Here is a 16,846-nt window from a genome sequence, read left to right on the forward strand (position 1 = left end):
ACCACTGTATTATAAGGGGTTTTGAAAGGGAATACAAGACCTTTTGCAAAAAAGAATTCTTTTTTTCTGAATCCCCTGAAAAGCCTGCGAAAGCAGCTGATAAATTGCTATGCTAATTTGACTAATTCTTATGTAACCGATTACATTTCCCCATAGAAAACGCAAAAAAGCGGGTCGGCAGCGGAACCCTCCGCCACCGACCCGTTCGGTTAATTTGAGCCGTTCGCCAGCCATTTCTCCAGTTCTTCGAACAGTTGCCGCGGCTCAATCGGCTTTGCCAGATGCGCATTCATGCCCGCCTGCATGGACTCGCGCACATCCTCATCGAATGCATTGGCTGACATCGCAAGCATTGGAACGGTTTTCGCATCTGCACGATTCAGGGCACGAATGGCACGCGCCGCCTCCAGACCGTTCATAATCGGCATACGGATATCCATGAGCACCGCGCTGTAGTAATGGTCCGGCGACGCGGCGAACCGTTCAACTGCTTCCCTGCCGTCTGCCGCGCGTTCTGGCAGGATTCCGCGGCTGCGCAGAAGCCTGCAGGTAATCTCCGCGTTCAGCGGATGATCTTCCGCAAGCAGCACGTGCTGTCCTGCCAAGGCAAGCTGGCAGGAGGCTGTATCTGTTTCTTCTCCCTGCAGTGTATGCGGCACCTCTGGCAGCCGCAGATCCACGGTAAAGGTGCTGCCTTCACCCAATTCACTTTGTACCGACACGGTACCGTCCATCATCTCCACCAAATTTTTGACAATGGACAGTCCCAGTCCAGTGCCCGTTTGTTCCGGCATCCGCCGGTTGTGCTCCTGCTCAAATGGGTGGAATATCCGCTGCATAAATGCCTCGCTCATCCCAATTCCATAGTCCTGCACAGTCACACAGACATGAACCATGTGATTCTCTTCTCTAACATAGTTCTGTGTAAAGCGCACTCTGCCGCCGTGATTTGAAAATTTCACCGCATTTGTAAGCAGGTTTAAAAGCACCTGCTGCATATGCAGCCTGTCAAACCGCAGGCAGGACACCTGCGCGCCCTTTTTGTCCGTCACTAACCGAATCTGCTTTTCTTCCAACAGCGGTCGCATGATGGTATCAATTGATTGATAGAAAGGTTCCAGTTCCACCGGCTCCGGGTGCAACTGTACTTTTTTATTTTCAATACGCGACATATCCAAAATATCGTTAATCAAACTGAGCAGGTAGGTGCTTGAAGAATTGATTTTGCTAAAATATTCTTTTACGGGAGGCTCCGTACATTCCTCACTGCCCAAATGTGCCAACCCTAAGATGGCACTCATCGGCGTGCGCAGGTCATGGCTCATGCGTGCCAGAAAATCACTTTTGGCACGCATGGCAGACTCCAGCTGTTTGTTCTTTCGCTTCACCGCCGCATTGGACACCCCAAACAGAACCAGCAGCACCGCCGCCGCAGTCACGGAAATGCTGAACCCAACGAGAATTTCTGGATTCAGTTGAAAATAATCAAACAAAGACATTTTCTCCGATTCATAGGTAACCGCAAAGATGCTTTTAATCTGTGATGGCGGAATGCAGCCGATTGCCTTATTAAAAATCGAAATTAAAATTGCATTCTCTTTTTTAGAAATGCCGACCGCATACTGCTGCCGGCCCTTGTCATCCATGATAAACGACAGCCTGCTGCTGTACTTCGGCTGTGAGGAAAAGTAATCCCCTTCTATACGGTTGCAGTAGGTCACATCCGCCTCTCCCCGCAGTACCAAATCAATAGCCTGGTCGGTTGTGTCGCAGGGAATCAGAGTCTGCCCTTTGACATTGCTGCAAAGGTACATCTGATAGGAATCTTTCAGTACAGCGGCGGTCTGCTGTGCGGTACTGCCAGCCAGTGTAATGCGGTAACTGCCCATGGAAAGGAACGGCTGCGTCAGCCACATATTCTGCGTCTTTGTCCAATTCACATCCCGATTGATTGGCAGGATGGCGTCTGCCTCCCCGGATGCCAACTTATCGTAAGCTGCCTGCACAGAATCCACCCGCAGCAGGCGAATTTGGATGCCCATTTTCTGCTTGAGCTGGTCAATAAACGTCTGCATACTTTGCAGTTCCCGCTCCCGCTGAAACTCACCGTTCACCACAACGGTGACTTCCGGATTCAGCCCAAGATACTTTGCTTCCGAAATGGTATAAGCGGGCATCACATTTTTTCCAACTGAAAAATAATCCATCTCCAAGTCGTCCATGAAGTGCGGCGTATTCAGTTCCACCTGTCGCAGCGCGTAATTAAAAGTTTTCATCAGGGCGGTATTTCCCTTTTTGGCGGCTATGTAAACATCCGAACTGGGCAGCTGCGCAATTACTTTGCAGTTTGTGAGCGTTTGGTTCGAACTCGCCAGCATTGCGTTGATTTCTCCGTTTTCCAAAGCGCTGCGCAGCGCATGGAGGTCAGAGTAAACCGCTTTCAGCTTGACACTGCACCCGTGTTTCTGCAGGTACTGAACCAGGCTGCTGTTGTCCTGGCTGCTGCGCAGCGCACCGACTGTCATCTCGTTCCAGCGCGCAAAATCATTAAAATAGTAGCCAGCATTCGGCTTTACCAGCAGCACCGCATTGTCCCTGCAGAACACATCCGCAGAAAACTCATACTGCTTCTTTGCCTGCTCTGTTTTCTGCACCGGTAAAAACAAATCAATCTTCCCTGCCTGCAGCTGCTTGTATCCGTCTTCATAAGAAGTTTTGACAAAGGTGTAGGTCTGTCCGGTATACATTGAAATCTCACGCATCAGTTCGCAGGCATAGCCGGTGCTGTTTCCCTGGTCGTCCACCTCAAAAAAGCCACTCATCTCCGGACAGCCAACTCTAATGGCGCGGCTCCCCTGTGTGCTGTCGGGCACTGCCACAAACACCGTCCCCGCCTTTGCCATACCAAGCAGAAACACCAAAAGGAGCAAAGAAAAGAAAGCCGCCGCCCCACGTCTGATTCGAACCATCCCTGACCCCCCTGTTCCATCCGCAAAAACTGCGGCTTTATTATACCACACTATTCCTGCCTTTCCAAGTTGCGCCGCAGCCCAAAAACAGCCCACCGCAAAAACGCGGCAGGCTGTCAAACCAAATCAATAATCCTTTACATCAAAAACGCGGTCTTTATAGTAATACTTCCGGTCTTCCTCGGTAATCTGCCGCAGAATCCGGCAGGGACTGCCGACCGCAATCACGTTGTCCGGCAGGTCTTTGGTCACCACACTGCCCGAACCAATCACCACGTTGCTGCCAATGTGCACGCCCGGATTGATAACGCTGCTGCCGCCAATCCAGACGTTATCGCCAATGGTCACACCGATGCCGTATTCATAGCCGGAGTTGCGGGAATCCGGGTGAATGGGGTGCCCCGCCGTGTAAATCGACACATTCGGTGCAATCTGTGCGTTGGCGCCAATCACGACTTTGCCGACATCCAGCACCGTAAAGTTGTAGTTGGCAAAAAAGTTTTCACCGACTTCTATGTTTTTTCCGTAGTCACAGTGGAACGGCTGCTCCACACAAATTGCTTCTCCCGTTCTGCCTAAAATTTCTTTGATGCGCCGTGTCAGTTCCCCCGTTTGGTCCGGACTGCAGAGATTGTAGGCATGGATTTTCCGTTTGTTTTCCATACGCTCCTCAGCAAGTCCGTCCATCCATGCCTTGTACGGCAAACCCGCCTGCATCCGTTCTTTTTGATTCATTTGCCAACCTCCTTCACACATTGGACATTCTGCCGACGGCGTCCTTGATGCACGGCAGTCGCAATCGTCATCGTTCTGCCTCCTTAAACCATTCCCAAAAGCATCCCCAGCACATAAGGCACCAGCCAAACAGCCCAAACCACGATGCTGAAGCGATGAAAGTTTGCGCGCAGCTTGTCGGAACCTTTGACCAGCACATAAACCGCCCAGCACGCATGGAACAGCATCAGCAGAATCGCCGCTGTGCCAGTAACGCCGTGGAGGGCAAGCTCCCACGCCGGCTTCTGTACGGTTCCAATCTGCGCAAGCTGCCGCATGAGCAGCGTGCCGGTCGTGTCGCACAAAAAGCCCAGCCAAAACAGCACCACGTGCGCACCGGTTAAAGTACCGCGCCTTCGCTCCCAAAACACACCAATTGTATAAAACACAAGCGCCGCTGTAATGGCCCCAACAGCAGCAGGCAGGATTCCGTTCATAACCGCCTCCGGTATACAGAAGATTTTTCCCTATTATGGCAGAACGGCTCCCGTTCGTCAAGAGGAAAAGGGCATAGGAAACCGCTTAGGTACTGTCCTTTTTGCTTTTGCGCAGCACATTGCAAAGCGCCAGCAGAAAGAACAGGGCACCGGAAATCGCCAGTACCAAGCCGTGCCCCCAAGCCGGCATAGTATGTCCCTGATACACATAAACCACACCCATGTACTCCTGAAATTGCCGGACGGTGCTTGATGGGACATTTGCAAAGCCGACCTCCATCGGCTGCCGCATGAGGATTCGCCGCATCAGTACCGCCGCGTGAGACGGTGGAAACAGCTTGATTACCGTCTGTACAGAATCCGGCAGCGCGCCGATTGGCAGATAAATGCCCATTAAAAAGCCGATAAGCGTACCGACAATCGTGGTCGCCGTGGCAAATGCACTGGTCCTCTCAAAAAAACTGACGATGAAAAACACAAAGCAGCAGGAAGAAAAGGTTGCCAGCAGCAAAACCCCCAGGAACTGCAGCATCGGCACCGCCGCCAAGATACTGCCACCGTTTGACGCAATATAAACCTCGCCCAATATAAACGTAAACAGGCACAGAAGCGTGCCGATTGCAAAGGTGCTGAGGATGTAGCCGCCGACAATCCGCACACGGCTGACCGGAGCGGCAAAAAAATCGCGGCTGATTTTGCGAGCCTTATCCTCTACCATTCGGTCAAAGGCACCCATCGCGGCTGTCACAGAAGCAACCGCCGCAATGCCCGCAATCAGCCAGCTGTTTGCCAGGACCTTTACCTGCGGAATCCCCTCCGGCAGCGACTGCAGCCAAATGTCATTCAGAAAGACCACATACAGCCCCAGGATAATCAGCACAGTTAAAAAGGAAAAAAAGACGGCGCTTTTCTCCCGAAAAAAAAGCTTGATGTTTCTCGCCGCAAAATTCAACATGGGTTTTCTCCTCCTGTAATCTTCAGAAACACATCCTCCATGGTGCCATGCAGGACTTCAAAGCTTTCCAAATACATCTGTGCGCTCTGTAAAATCGGAATTGCTGCCATCGTTGTGGGCAGGTCGGCCTCCCAGACACCTTTTTCCTCCGTGTACGGCAGGTGATACGTTTCCAGAATGTTTTGCAGTCCTTCCCGATCCTTTGGCAGCAGCCGCAGGCGGTCGGAGCTGTACTGCTGTTTCAGTTCGTAAGGCGTGCCTTTTGCCGCGATTTTTCCGCGATTCATCAAAAGAATGTAATCCGCGCAGGCAGCCTCCTCCATGTAGTGCGTGGTCAGGAAAATTGTCATGCCGGTTTGCTTCTGCAACTGAAAAACTGTCTGCCACACGCTTTCCTTGGTTTTGGGGTCTAACCCCGTGGTTGGTTCGTCCAGAAAAAGCACCTTTGGCGTATGTACCAACGCCCGCGCAATATCCGCACGGCGGCGCTGCCCGCCGGACAGTTTTCCGTAAGGGCGGTCCAAAAATTCCATAACGTCTGCCGTCACGGCTGCTTGCCGCACCGCCGCCTTTCTGGATGATTTGTCCATACCTTTGTAAAACCCGGCGCGAATCATCAGGTTTTCCCGTACGGTCAGCAGCGAATCCAGAATGCTGTCCTGAAACACCACCCCGATGCTGTTGCGTATCGCATTGTCCTCCCGCCCCAGCCGATGCCCATCCACCGTAACCGCACCGGCAGTCGGTTTCAGCAAGGTGCACAGCATATCAATTGTAGTGGACTTTCCGGCGCCGTTCGGCCCCAGAAAGGCAAACAGCTTGCCGGATTCCCGCAAGGGCAAAAGCGGCAACACGCCAAAACTGCACGGTAAGGTACCGAAAAGCGCGTGCAAAAAGCCGGTATAGCTCGCAGCTCCACACCGGCTTTCAGGACTTTTGACTCTTCGTTTCCTGCTCGATTTTATGGTTAATTTCACTTGCGCACGCCACGCTCATTCGGTAAGCCGCAAAGTGAGTAACCGCATAAGTCGGCACCAATACCGGCAAAACCTCCGCCATGTGACGGAAATCAAACGGAAACATCTGGAACAGCGCTCCCTCTGAAAAAATCAGCACATAGCATATGCCAAAGCGCAGCAAAACCTCTGGAAGCAATGTTTCCACATTCGCTACGTCTAGAATCTTATCCGCCGCCGCCATGCCCAGCGCTGTACTGACACACATACAGAGCAGCTCCAGAACCAGAGAATTGTTGAGCGGCGCCATCAGCCCACAGCTGGAAAAAAGGATAGAGCACAAAACTGCGCTGGTAAAACTGCTGCAGGTAATCGTCCAAAAATGCCGCCATGCACCTTTCATAGATTTGCCTCCTGTTACGCAAAGCGATTTCGAAATTCCTTGATGTAATGCTTGGAAATTAAAATTTTTTCACCATTTTGCAAAGTGGCCTCCAGGCGTCCGCTCAGCTGCGCCCGAACGGACGCCACCATCGCCGTATTTAAAATGCAGTTTTTGCTCACACGAACAAAAGGTGTCCCTGCCAGCACCTGCTCCAGTTCATAAAGCTTTTTGGCACAGCGATAAACTTCTTTTTCCACATATAAATACGTTTTGTTGTCCACCGAATCGAAGTAAAAAATCCGTTCCGGAGCAATCGGCACCGAAGCGCCGTCCTTTTCCGCCATGACAGAAAAGGAATGCAGCCGGATTTGCGCAATCAAATGCTGCAGGCGCTCATCAATGAACCCGCAGCGGATGTGAATTTCCGTTTCCGGGCAGTCAGAGGATTGCTCCACCACCAGTTTCATGCGTTTCGCCTCCCCCATTTTATCCTAGCAGAAGCTGTCGCGGAATACAACCGACAATGGGTAAGATGCAAAAAAGTGCAGGTAAGATACCGGCTGCCGCACGGTCTGTCTGAAATCTGTTCATTTACTGTGTATTTAAAAATTTTATAAATTGTATATTGTAAAGGGTACAGATAGCAGTATAATAAAACCAGTTTACAGCAACGGAGGTACTGAAATGTCTGAACGATATGAGCTGAACAAAAATCTTGCACAGATGCTCAAGGGCGGCGTCATCATGGATGTGACCACCCCGGAGCAAGCAAAAATTGCGGAACAGGCAGGCGCCTGCGCAGTCATGGCACTGGAACGGATTCCGGCAGACATCCGCGCGGCAGGCGGTGTTTCCCGCATGAGCGACCCGAAAATGATTCACAGCATCCAGCAGGCGGTCTCCATTCCGGTCATGGCAAAGGTGCGCATCGGTCACTTTGTGGAGGCACAGATTCTGCAGGCAATCGAAATCGACTACATTGATGAAAGCGAAGTCCTTTCTCCGGCGGATGATGTGTACCACATTGACAAAACAAAGTTTGACGTGCCGTTTGTCTGCGGCGCGAAAGATTTGGGCGAAGCCCTGCGCCGCATTGCGGAGGGCGCGTCTATGATTCGCACGAAAGGCGAGCCGGGCACCGGTGACGTGGTGCAGGCTGTGCGCCATATGCGCAAAATGAACAGCGAAATCCGCCGCATTCAAAACTTGCGCACGGACGAACTGTTTGAAGCCGCCAAACAGTTGGAGGTTCCTTACGCCCTGCTGCTGTCTGTCCACGACAACGGCCGCCTGCCGGTGGTGAACTTTGCCGCAGGCGGCATTGCAACCCCGGCGGATGCCGCGCTGATGATGCAGCTCGGCGCAGAGGGCGTTTTCGTCGGCTCCGGTATTTTTAAGTCCGGCAATCCCGCCAAACGCGCCGCTGCCATTGTCAAGTCGGTCACCAATTATCAAGACGCAGAGATGCTCGCACAGCTTTCTACCGACCTCGGCGACGCGATGGTCGGTATCAATGAACAGGAAATTGCACTGCTCATGGCAGAGCGCGGAAAGTGAGGTGCGCCATGAAAATCGGTGTTTTTGCACTGCAGGGCGCTTTTGCGGAGCATGAAGTGGTTTTGCGCCGGTTGGGCGCAGAAGTTCGGGAAATCCGGCAGCGCGCAGACTTGGACGACTCCTTTGACGGTTTTCTTCTGCCCGGCGGAGAAAGCACCGTCATCGGCAAACTGCTGGGCGAATTGGGGCTGCAGCAGCCGTTGGAAGAACAGATTGACCGCGGCATACCGGTTTTCGGCACCTGCGCCGGTCTGCTGCTGCTGGCAAAGCAAATTGAAAACCAGGAAACCACCTACCTTGCTAAAATGGACATTGCAGCCAAACGGAACGCCTACGGCAGGCAGCTCGGCAGCTTCACCGCGCAGGCCGCGTTTGCAGATGTTGGCGAAATTCCGATGGTGTTTATCCGCGCGCCGTACATTTCCCGCACGTTTGGCGCCGCACAGCCGCTTGCCACAGTAGATGGCAAAGTAGTGGCGGCGCGGCAGGCAAACCTACTGGTCACGGCGTTCCACCCCGAACTGACCGCAGATACACGCGTACACGCATACTTTCTGGATATGGTACGCACCGCCGCAAAAACCGGGCGCACCGCTTAACAGCAAACAGACCGCTGTGGATTTCCCACGGCGGTCTGTTTTGTGTGGTTGTATTTGCAAAGTTGTGTTTAGTTATCTACCTGCATCAGCGTAAAAAGCGGATGCTTGGCCTCAAAGTCGTAAATTGGCTGGTTGATTTGTTCCTTGAGTGTTGCGTTAAGTTTTTCCTCATCTTTTGGCTGCTGTTTGCCGTCTGCATCCGTTTCCACCGGCCAGGAAGCAACCAGCTTTTGTTGTTTTGCATAGAGTGCGGAAGCGAACTTGTAAAACGCATCCCAGTTGGCATTGTACGCCTTTTCTTCAATCGGAGAAATGCGGTACCTCTTTTGCTGTGTTGTGCCATCCGTAAAGGTTGCTTTAAGCACCAGTCGTGCTTTTTCCAATGTTTTCGCATTTTTCAAACGCCAAGCGATATCCTGTGGATTTGCAGTTATTTCCGTGCTTCCGCTTTTGGCTTCCTTTTTCTGCTGCTCTGTTACTGATTGGTCATATGCTTTCGCTTGTGCAGCAGTCATCGGTGTTTCAATACGGATATAAAAGGGCAAAATCTGTGACGAAATGTCCTTCTTCGTATAATCCACTGTGAATTTGGAAGTTAAAGTGGTATTGTCCATGGAATAGCGGCAATCATACTGCCCATATTTCTGCGGGTCCGCAATTTTCTTCCCGTTTTTGTCCACAGCGCTCAAAAATTCTTTATTAAATTTCACCAGTTCCCATTTACTGAGCTTGGAAGTATCCCAGCTGTACTGCACAGACTTTAGGTTGGTTCCGGTACACAGGATATTGGGGTGGTAAGTCAAAGCTTCAACACGCTGACTTTCTACCCATACGCCGTCAGGTCCGGTTGCCCAATACGAACCGCCATTGAGGCCCCAATCCATTGTCATATTTAGAGAAACCGTTTTGCCCCGGCTGTTTCCCCCTTTCGCTGCGTAAACCGCAAGGTCAAAAAAGTTTTGCTGTTTGGCTGGCACCACAGCATTTTGGGAAGCCACCGGAGTGGGGGCAACCGCTGACCGGCGCATACCAATAACTACCGCACCCACAGCAAGCACAAGCGCGCAGCAAACCGCTGTAATCCGCACACCTACCCTTTTCCACCGAAAAACCGGTGTGGATGCAGGCTGCCTGCCGGCATGCTGCAGTACTTTTTCAGAAAGCTGCGGCGGCACTTCAATCCTTTGGTAAAGCAATTTGTATGATTCCAGATCCATCTGAAAGACCTCCCATCTCCAGCTTTAGTTTTTTCCGGGCACGGTGCAGCCAACTGCGCACAGTAGCTGGTCTGCACCTAAAAATCTGCGCAATTTCTTCTGTCGTGTACCCTTCAAAGTAGAATTGGTAAAGTACCGTTCTCTGCTTTGGGGGCAAACTTTGCAGCAGCTCCCAAATTTCCGTTTCTTCCGGCTGCACCGCCGCATCCTCCACAAGCAGGTCTGCAAGCGGCAGCGTTCGGTGACGGGCAAAAAAACGCGTGTAGTCGTGACAGCGATTCACTGTTACACGCAGCAGCCACGCCTTTAGATATGTATCATTTTGAAAATCCCGCGTACTGCGCAGCAGACGCAAAAAAACATCCTGGTACACATCCTCCGCGTCTGCGCGGTTGGCTGTCATACTGACCGCCGTGCGGTACACGGTGCTTCCATACTGCTCCATTGCGTTTTGCAAAAAGGTTTCCGGTCGTCCTGTTTTTTCTTCCATGCTTTTCTCCTCCCTTCTGCCCTACAAACGCCGCAGGTTGGCAAAATGTTGCAAAACGGCGGCATACAGAAAAAATCCGTATGCCGCCGTACTTTATGCCGCTTTCCGTTTCTTAGCGGAAAGGCGCTTCTTTTTTAACGTAAAATGACCGCCGCCCGCCGCAGTCGGGTCCACCGCGTCACGCAAAGCATCGCCGATGAAGTTAATCGCCGTTACCAACACAATAATCATTACCCCCGGCGGTACCCAAAGCCACGGTTTCGAGGTGAGAATCGTCAGGGACTGCGCGCCGTTGAGCATATTGCCAAGGCTCGCATCCGGTGGCTGCACGCCCATGCCCAGAAAGCTGAGCGCGGCTTCATCCAACATGGAAAGCGCCAGTACAGACGTGGAATACACCAGAATCGGTGCAACTGTGTTCGGCAGAATTTCTGAAAAAAGGATGTGCCGCCGCGGCATTCCTGCCACGATACTGCTTTTTACAAAATTTGTTTCGCGAAGGGAAAGTGTGCTGCCGCGCACCAGGCGCGCCACCCCCGGCCAATCCACAAAGCCGAGAATCCAAATGATATTCCACAGTCCCGGCTGAAAGATTGCTGCCGCCACCAGCACCAGCAGAATGTACGGAAACGACATCACCATATCCGTAAAACGCATGATCAGCATATCCGCCGCACCGCCGAAGTAACCAGAAACCAAGCCCAGCAGTACGCCCACTGCGGTTGAAATCACCGTCGCCATGGCACCTACCAACAGCGAAACCCGCGTGGCATACAGCAGGCGGGTGAAAACATCCCTGCCAATCTGGTCGGTTCCCAGCACAAACTGCGCGCTGGGCGCAGCGTTAAACGGCCCCGCCAACTCATCCGGTCCGTAGGGCGCAATGAGCGGCGCCAGAATAGCAGCCACCGCGAGGACCGCCACCACCGCCAGACTCACCAAAGCTGCTCGGTGGCGGCAAAAACGCCGCCACACCAAGCGTCCGTAACTTTCACCCGCACGGGACTGCGGCTCTGTTCGTTTTTTCACGCTGCTCTCCTCCTTACCGATACTGAATGGACGGATCCGCTGCCGCGTACAAAAGATCCGTCAGCAAATTGCCGAGCAGAACCACCAAGGCAGATACCAAACTGACGCCCATAATCACCGGATAATCGCGCGACAAAATAGCGTTCATGGTCATAAGCCCCAGTCCGGGCCAGGAAAAGACCTGCTCCACAATAATCGCGCCGCCAAACAGCGCCGGAATCTGCATACCGAACACCGTGATCACCGGCACCAATGCATTGCGCAACGCGTGCTTATTGATGACTTTAAAGTGCCCGATTCCCTTGGCGCGTGCCGTGCGCAGGTAGTCCTGCTGCAGAATCTCCAGCACCGCGCTGCGAATGTAGCGCAGGTTTGTGCCGGTCATGCTGACCACCAGCACAATCACCGGCAGAATCATGTGCTGCAGTACATCCGCCACGCCGCCCCCTGCACCAAGGGTGGTCATGCCGCTGGAAGGCAAGATACTGAATTTCACAGAAAAGAAATAGATCAGTACCAACGCCAGAAAGAAGCTGGGAATACTGGTGCCAAGGAAGGACAAGCCCACAATGGTGTAATCCCCCTTGCGGTACTGGTGCGTTGCGCTGTAAATGCCGGCAGGAACCGCCAACAGAATGCTCAGCAGCAGCGATACCCCCATCAGCAGCAGCGTCGGCCCCAAGTGCGAGGCAATCATAGCGGTGACCGCCTCATGGCTTTTGATAGAGGTTCCCATATTGCCGGTCAAAATCTGGCCGAGCCATGTTAAGTACTGCACCACAACCGGCTGGTCAAGCCCCAGCGACGCACTTTTTTCCGCCAGCGCCTGCTGCGAAACACGCGCGCCCTGCACCATATCCAGCGGACTGCCCGCAAGGCTCATCAGCGCATAATCGATGATTGTAATGCCCAAAAGCACCGGCACCGCAATGAGAAGCCGCTTTACAAAGTATTTACCCATTTGCCTGCACCTCCTCTGTGCTTTCCGCCCGCACGAACGGGCAGGCAGTCAGGTGGGTGCTGCCTGCAGTCACCGGCTGCAGGTCGGCTTTCACCTGCCGGCAGGCCTCCTTCGCATACGAACAGCGACCCGCAAAGGGACAGCCGGTGTCACGGCGGGCGTTCGCGGTATCTGTTGCTGCTTCGCCCTGCAGCAGCACTGCCGGGGCACGGTCATCCGGGTCAGGGTTCGGCACCGCCGCGCAAAGCGCCTGCGTGTAGGGGTGCGCCGGATGGTGAAAAAGCGCATCCGCATCTGCAACCTCCATCAGGCGGCCGAGATACATCACCGCAATGCGGTCACTGACATAATGCACCGCGCCCAGCCCATGCCCGATAAACAGGCAGGTCAAGCCCAGTTCTTTCTGCAAGTCACGCAGTAGATTTAAAATCTGCGCCTGCACAGAAACATCCAATGCGCTGACCGGTTCGTCACAGACCAGCAGCTTTGGCCGCAGAGAAAGCGCTTTCGCAATGCAGATACGCTGCCGCTGACCGCCGGAAAATTCATACGGAAAACGCTCCTTACTGCTTTTCGGCAGACCGACCATTTCCAGCAGGCGATTCACCTCTTTCTCGGTTTCCCCGCGTGCAATCAGTTTGTGGTACCGCATGGGCTGCGCCAAAATATCCACCACACGCTTGCGCGGGTTTAACGAGGAGTACGAGTCCTGAAAAACCATCTGCAGGTCTGTGCGCAGCGGGCGCATTTGCTTCTCCGTAAAGCGGGAAATTTCCCTGCTGTCAAACCAGATTTCTCCCGCCGTCGGCTTTTCCAATGCAACAATCTGCCTGCCAACAGTGGACTTTCCGCAGCCAGACTCCCCGACAAGCCCCAGTGTGGTGCCGCGGTCAATAGAGAAGCTGATACCATTCACCGCACGCACCTGCCCAACGGTATGCGTCACAATACCGCCGCGAATCGGGTATGTTTTTTTCAGGTTGACCACCTTTAAAAGCGGACTTTTTTCACCCATCTGCCTCACCGCCTTTCTCCGGTGCACAGCGCAAACAGCGGGCGGCGTGTTCTGCCGTCACACGATACATCGGCTGCGGCGCGGCGCAGGCTTCCTGTGCATAGGGACAGCGCCCCGCAAACCGGCAGCCGGTGATGTTCTGGTACGCTTCCGGCACACTGCCAGGAATGGATGCCAGCCTGCGCCCCGGTTCGTCATGAATGCCGGGAACCGTCTGCAGCAGCGCCTGCGTGTACGGGTGTGCCGGGTGGTGAAACAGTTCCGGCACCGGTGCCTGCTCCACAATCTGTCCGGCATACATCACCAACACCCGATCCGCCATCTGTGCCACCAAACCGATGTCGTGTGTAATTAGGACAACCGACATATTGGTTTCGCGCTGCAGCCGCTTGAGCAGCTGCATAATCTGCGCCTGAATGGTCACATCCAGCGCGGTGGTCGGCTCGTCTGCAATCAGCAGCTTCGGACTGCACGCCAGCGCCATGGCAATCATCACGCGCTGCCGCATCCCACCGGAAAGCGCAAAGGGGTATTTTTTCATCAGCGCCGGCGCATCCTGCAAGCCCACTTTCTCCAGCAGAGAAACCGCCTGCGCCTGCGCGTGCTTCCGGTCAATCTGTGTATGGGCACGAATACTTTCCGTGAGCTGGCTGCCAATGGTAAATACCGGATTTAAAGAGGTGAGCGCATCCTGAAAAATCATGGTCATCTCGCTGCCGCGTACAGTATCCAATTCTTTTTCCGACAGCTGCAGCAGGTCGCGTCCCTCAAACAGCACCCGGCCGTTGGTCACACCGCCGTTGACCGGCAGCAGGCCCATCACCGCAAGCGAAGTAATACTTTTGCCGCAGCCAGACTCACCGACAATGCAGAGGATTTCCTTCTGCCTGACCGAAAAGCTGACGCGATCCAGCCGCACTGCCTGCGCCTCACCGGCAAAGGTGACCTCCAGATCTTCTACTTCCAACAAATCTGCCACTTGCTTGTCCTTTCCGCAAAAGGGCAAGCGGCCCGCAAAGCAGCCGCTTGCCCCCTGTATCTGCCTTACTGAATTTCCCAGTTTTGAATATTGATAAAAGAACCGTAAACCGTCGGCTCCGCATTTTCTAACCGCTTGCTGACCGCCCCCAGCGCGCTGATTACATAGGTGTTAATCATGGGCACCTGTTTCTGCACGGTCTGATCAATGGTTAGGTACTGCTTGGCAATTTCCGCTTTGTCGCTGGTCTGCTGGGTCTGTGCCAGCGCTTTGTCCACAACCGGAGAGCTGAAGTTGGTCCAGCTGCCCGCACCGCCGAGCAGCCAGCGCACATCCGGGTACGGGTCTACCGGCGCATAGGTGTACTGCACCGCAAGCAGGTCAAACTTCTGTGAACCTGCCGTAGACATCAGGGTGGAAAGATCCACGGTATGAATTTCCACATTAATGCCCACTTGGCGCAGTTCCTCCTTAATCACGCTGCTGCCATTGACAAACGTTGTATCGCCGGAATTCACATAAAAGGAAAGGGTCTTGCCGCTGCCCCAGTTCGCCTGCCGCAGCAGGGTCTTCGCCTTTTCCGGGTCATACGTCGTAGGTGTCAAAGATTTGTTATAAAATGGGCTGGCAGAGGTCAGGAAGCCGTCCACAACCTCTCCCTTGCCATTAAGCAGATTTTTCAGCAGCAGGTTCCGGTCAATCGCATACTGAATTGCTTGGCGCACGCGCACGTCCGGAATGGTTTTGGTGTTCAAAAACAGTGACTGCGTCGTCACCGGCTTACCGTACTTGGCGGTGACATTGTCCAGCGCTTCAATGTTGGTGTAGTCCTCCTGCGGAATGGCGGCCATGGTCTGCTGCACAAAGTCGATTTCGCCGGATTTCAGCCCCGCGTAAATCTGACTTGCCGCCAGAATTTTAATATTCATCTTGCTGATTTTCGGGGCGCCTTTCCAATACTTCTCATTTGCTTTATAAGAAATATAATGATTGGTATCGACAGCGGTTGCAATGTACGGGCCGTCCACCACCGTGGGGCTGTTGAACCACGCATACTTGGCAAGCTGTTCCTCCGAAACATTCTGCAAAACGTGCTTGGGTACCGGCATCATGTAGCGCGCATAGCTGTTTTCAAAGGTTGTCAGTGCCATGGATTGCTTCATGGTAAACGTCAGCGTTTTGTCATTGAGCACCTTCACACCGGAAACCGAGGTGGCACCTTTTTTTACAAAGCCGTCCTCGCCGGTGCCCACAAGCGCGCTCATTGACATGGTGGTGTTGGCAATCACCGGACTGCACAGCCGCAGCACCGTAAACGCCACGTCATCCGCAGTGACCGGCTTGCCATCTGACCAAACCGCATTTTTATTGAGCGCAACAGTAAAGGTTTTGTTGTCTTTGGTTGTGATGGAGTCCGCAAGCGCACCCTCAAACTCCATTTTGCTGTTCAGCTCCACCAGCGGCAGAAACATCATGGAAGTGGCGTATTTATTGATTTCCGTTGCATCAATCGTCAACGGATTTAAGGAACTGAGCGAATCGGTTACGCCAATATTGACAATCTGTGAATCGCCGCCCACCGCCGTTTTCTGTCCCGAAGCAGCACCGCCAGTACCGCAGCCGGCAGAAGCCGCCGCAACTGCCGCTGCCATAAGCGTACAGAGCAGTTGTTTTCCCCATTTTTTCACATTTCTCATTCAAATACCCCCATTGCCGTATCCACTATATCTGGTGTCATTTTTCCGCAGGACATCAGATTTTCCACAAATACTGTCTATTTCTGATATGTTTAATCAGGTTTGAAGTTTAGTATATGTGTTTCGCGCGGATTTGTCAACCTGAACCGCAAAATCCGTGTTTTCCACGGCTTTTTCGCACCGCTTTTTTACAGTTTACCACTTTTTCGGCACTTTTAAAACAAAAACCTGCAAAAAGCGGCGGCTGCCGATTTTTGCAACCCAAACAGCATTTTTCGCTTCCTATCCCACGCGTTAGAAAAAAATTTTTCAAAAAAATTCACACCGATGGTTGCCTATACCGGTGGTTTTGTATTATCATGAAAAGAAAAGACACTGGAGGGATCTTTTCATGAAAAAAATGATTGCAGAATTCCGCGAATTTGCCATGAAAGGCAATGTTATGGATCTTGCTATTGGCGTTGTCCTTGGCGGTGCGTTCAGCACCATCATCAGTTCCTTGGTAAAGGACATCATCACACCGCTGCTCAGCATCATTCTGGGGCGCATCAACATCGCAAACCTAAAGTTCACCATCCCGGGATTCTTGGGCTCCTCGCCCATCGTGCTCAGCTACGGCAGTTTTTTGCAGGCCATCCTCAACTTTCTGGTAATTGCCTTTGCACTGTTCCTGTGTGTCAAGGCAATCAATCGGGCAAAGGACAAGTTTAGCCGCAAAGAAGAGGCAGAGGCCGCCGCTGCAGAGGAGGAAACCACAAAGTCAGAGGTGCTGCTGACGGAAATCCGCGACCTGCTCAAAGAGCAGCACACCGAGCAGTAAGCCGCC

17 protein-coding genes are annotated in these 16,846 nt (G+C 53.0%); 3 read left to right on the plus strand and 14 right to left on the minus strand.

The window, feature by feature from the left end; all coding sequences use genetic code 11:
• Nucleotides 1-209: 209 nt before the first annotated feature.
• The 7 genes from PXC00_RS09175 to PXC00_RS09205 form a co-directional block, all read right to left on the minus strand.
• Complete coding sequence (locus PXC00_RS09175; RefSeq protein ID WP_275845209.1) at nt 210-2,969, minus strand: ATP-binding protein; 2,760 nt, start codon at nt 2,967-2,969, stop codon at nt 210-212.
• A 126-nt stretch (nt 2,970-3,095) separates the two neighbouring features.
• Complete coding sequence (locus tag PXC00_RS09180; protein WP_275845210.1) at nt 3,096-3,704, minus strand: sugar O-acetyltransferase; 609 nt, start codon at nt 3,702-3,704, stop codon at nt 3,096-3,098.
• 83 nt (nt 3,705-3,787) lie between these two features.
• Nucleotides 3,788-4,180, minus strand: a complete 393-nt coding sequence (locus PXC00_RS09185; RefSeq protein ID WP_275845211.1) for an HsmA family protein — start codon at nt 4,178-4,180, stop codon at nt 3,788-3,790.
• An 85-nt stretch (nt 4,181-4,265) separates the two neighbouring features.
• Nucleotides 4,266-5,135 carry an ABC transporter permease gene (locus tag PXC00_RS09190; protein ID WP_275845212.1) on the minus strand — a complete coding sequence of 290 codons (870 nt, stop codon included), beginning with the start codon at nt 5,133-5,135 and terminating at the stop codon, nt 4,266-4,268.
• The gene (locus tag PXC00_RS09195; RefSeq protein WP_275845213.1) at nt 5,129-5,977 is read right to left on the minus strand and encodes an ABC transporter ATP-binding protein; all 849 of its coding nucleotides are present in this window, start codon (nt 5,975-5,977) and stop codon (nt 5,129-5,131) included. Before PXC00_RS09195 ends, PXC00_RS09190 begins: the two co-directional genes overlap by 7 nt.
• Nucleotides 5,978-6,062: 85 nt before the next feature.
• On the minus strand, nt 6,063-6,494 hold the full coding sequence (locus PXC00_RS09200; protein ID WP_275845214.1) for a hypothetical protein: 432 nt from the start codon (nt 6,492-6,494) through the stop codon (nt 6,063-6,065).
• A gap of 14 nt (nt 6,495-6,508) precedes the next feature.
• Entirely contained in the window at nt 6,509-6,943 is a 435-nt protein-coding gene (locus PXC00_RS09205; protein ID WP_275845215.1) for a LytTR family DNA-binding domain-containing protein, read from the minus strand.
• 217 nt (nt 6,944-7,160) lie between these two features.
• On the opposite strand from PXC00_RS09205, the gene pdxS reads away from it, so the two are divergent.
• Nucleotides 7,161-8,033 carry a pyridoxal 5'-phosphate synthase lyase subunit PdxS gene (gene pdxS / locus PXC00_RS09210; RefSeq protein ID WP_275845216.1) on the plus strand — a complete coding sequence of 291 codons (873 nt, stop codon included), beginning with the start codon at nt 7,161-7,163 and terminating at the stop codon, nt 8,031-8,033.
• An 8-nt stretch (nt 8,034-8,041) separates the two neighbouring features.
• Nucleotides 8,042-8,632 (plus strand): pyridoxal 5'-phosphate synthase glutaminase subunit PdxT, encoded by a 591-nt coding sequence (gene pdxT, locus PXC00_RS09215; RefSeq protein ID WP_275845217.1) that lies wholly within the window; start codon nt 8,042-8,044, stop codon nt 8,630-8,632.
• Nucleotides 8,633-8,700: 68 nt separating this feature from the next.
• Here pdxT and PXC00_RS09220 read toward each other — a convergent pair whose 3' ends face one another.
• The 7 genes from PXC00_RS09220 to PXC00_RS09250 form a co-directional block, all read right to left on the minus strand.
• Entirely contained in the window at nt 8,701-9,849 is a 1,149-nt protein-coding gene (locus PXC00_RS09220) for a hypothetical protein (RefSeq protein WP_275845218.1), read from the minus strand.
• Nucleotides 9,809-10,339 carry an RNA polymerase sigma factor gene (locus PXC00_RS09225; RefSeq protein WP_275845219.1) on the minus strand — a complete coding sequence of 177 codons (531 nt, stop codon included), beginning with the start codon at nt 10,337-10,339 and terminating at the stop codon, nt 9,809-9,811. Before PXC00_RS09225 ends, PXC00_RS09220 begins: the two co-directional genes overlap by 41 nt.
• Nucleotides 10,340-10,432: 93 nt before the next feature.
• Entirely contained in the window at nt 10,433-11,368 is a 936-nt protein-coding gene (locus PXC00_RS09230) for an ABC transporter permease (protein ID WP_275845220.1), read from the minus strand.
• A gap of 13 nt (nt 11,369-11,381) precedes the next feature.
• Nucleotides 11,382-12,329 (minus strand): ABC transporter permease, encoded by a 948-nt coding sequence (locus PXC00_RS09235; protein WP_275845221.1) that lies wholly within the window; start codon nt 12,327-12,329, stop codon nt 11,382-11,384.
• Entirely contained in the window at nt 12,322-13,344 is a 1,023-nt protein-coding gene (locus tag PXC00_RS09240) for an ABC transporter ATP-binding protein (protein WP_275845222.1), read from the minus strand. The genes PXC00_RS09235 and PXC00_RS09240 overlap by 8 nt, the downstream gene beginning before the upstream one ends.
• The gene (locus tag PXC00_RS09245; protein WP_275845223.1) at nt 13,337-14,323 is read right to left on the minus strand and encodes an ABC transporter ATP-binding protein; all 987 of its coding nucleotides are present in this window, start codon (nt 14,321-14,323) and stop codon (nt 13,337-13,339) included. The genes PXC00_RS09240 and PXC00_RS09245 overlap by 8 nt, the downstream gene beginning before the upstream one ends.
• A gap of 65 nt (nt 14,324-14,388) precedes the next feature.
• Nucleotides 14,389-16,020, minus strand: a complete 1,632-nt coding sequence (locus tag PXC00_RS09250) for an ABC transporter substrate-binding protein (RefSeq protein ID WP_316934928.1) — start codon at nt 16,018-16,020, stop codon at nt 14,389-14,391.
• A gap of 391 nt (nt 16,021-16,411) precedes the next feature.
• On the opposite strand from PXC00_RS09250, the gene mscL reads away from it, so the two are divergent.
• Entirely contained in the window at nt 16,412-16,840 is a 429-nt protein-coding gene (gene mscL / locus PXC00_RS09255) for a large-conductance mechanosensitive channel protein MscL (protein WP_275845225.1), read from the plus strand.
• Nucleotides 16,841-16,846: the final 6 nt, after the last annotated feature.

The sequence above is a fragment of the Caproicibacterium argilliputei genome (assembly GCF_029211325.2).
GTDB classification, from domain to species: Bacteria; Bacillota; Clostridia; order Oscillospirales; family Acutalibacteraceae; genus Caproicibacterium; species Caproicibacterium argilliputei.

What these genes read in the sequence shown, in the direction of transcription:
- PXC00_RS09175 (WP_275845209.1), bottom strand. Translation starts at nt 2,969, where the DNA reads ATGGTTCGAATCAGACGTGGGGCGGCGGCTTTCTTTTCTTTGCTCCTT.
- PXC00_RS09180 (WP_275845210.1), bottom strand. Translation starts at nt 3,704, where the DNA reads ATGAATCAAAAAGAACGGATGCAGGCGGGTTTGCCGTACAAGGCATGG.
- PXC00_RS09185 (WP_275845211.1), bottom strand. Translation starts at nt 4,180, where the DNA reads ATGAACGGAATCCTGCCTGCTGCTGTTGGGGCCATTACAGCGGCGCTT.
- PXC00_RS09190 (WP_275845212.1), bottom strand. Translation starts at nt 5,135, where the DNA reads ATGTTGAATTTTGCGGCGAGAAACATCAAGCTTTTTTTTCGGGAGAAA.
- PXC00_RS09200 (WP_275845214.1), bottom strand. Translation starts at nt 6,494, where the DNA reads ATGAAAGGTGCATGGCGGCATTTTTGGACGATTACCTGCAGCAGTTTT.
- PXC00_RS09205 (WP_275845215.1), bottom strand. Translation starts at nt 6,943, where the DNA reads ATGAAACTGGTGGTGGAGCAATCCTCTGACTGCCCGGAAACGGAAATT.
- pdxS (WP_275845216.1), top strand. Translation starts at nt 7,161, where the DNA reads ATGTCTGAACGATATGAGCTGAACAAAAATCTTGCACAGATGCTCAAG.
- pdxT (WP_275845217.1), top strand. Translation starts at nt 8,042, where the DNA reads ATGAAAATCGGTGTTTTTGCACTGCAGGGCGCTTTTGCGGAGCATGAA.
- PXC00_RS09220 (WP_275845218.1), bottom strand. Translation starts at nt 9,849, where the DNA reads ATGGATCTGGAATCATACAAATTGCTTTACCAAAGGATTGAAGTGCCG.
- PXC00_RS09225 (WP_275845219.1), bottom strand. Translation starts at nt 10,339, where the DNA reads ATGGAAGAAAAAACAGGACGACCGGAAACCTTTTTGCAAAACGCAATG.
- PXC00_RS09235 (WP_275845221.1), bottom strand. Translation starts at nt 12,329, where the DNA reads ATGGGTAAATACTTTGTAAAGCGGCTTCTCATTGCGGTGCCGGTGCTT.
- PXC00_RS09240 (WP_275845222.1), bottom strand. Translation starts at nt 13,344, where the DNA reads ATGGGTGAAAAAAGTCCGCTTTTAAAGGTGGTCAACCTGAAAAAAACA.
- PXC00_RS09250 (WP_316934928.1), bottom strand. Translation starts at nt 16,020, where the DNA reads ATGAGAAATGTGAAAAAATGGGGAAAACAACTGCTCTGTACGCTTATG.
- mscL (WP_275845225.1), top strand. Translation starts at nt 16,412, where the DNA reads ATGAAAAAAATGATTGCAGAATTCCGCGAATTTGCCATGAAAGGCAAT.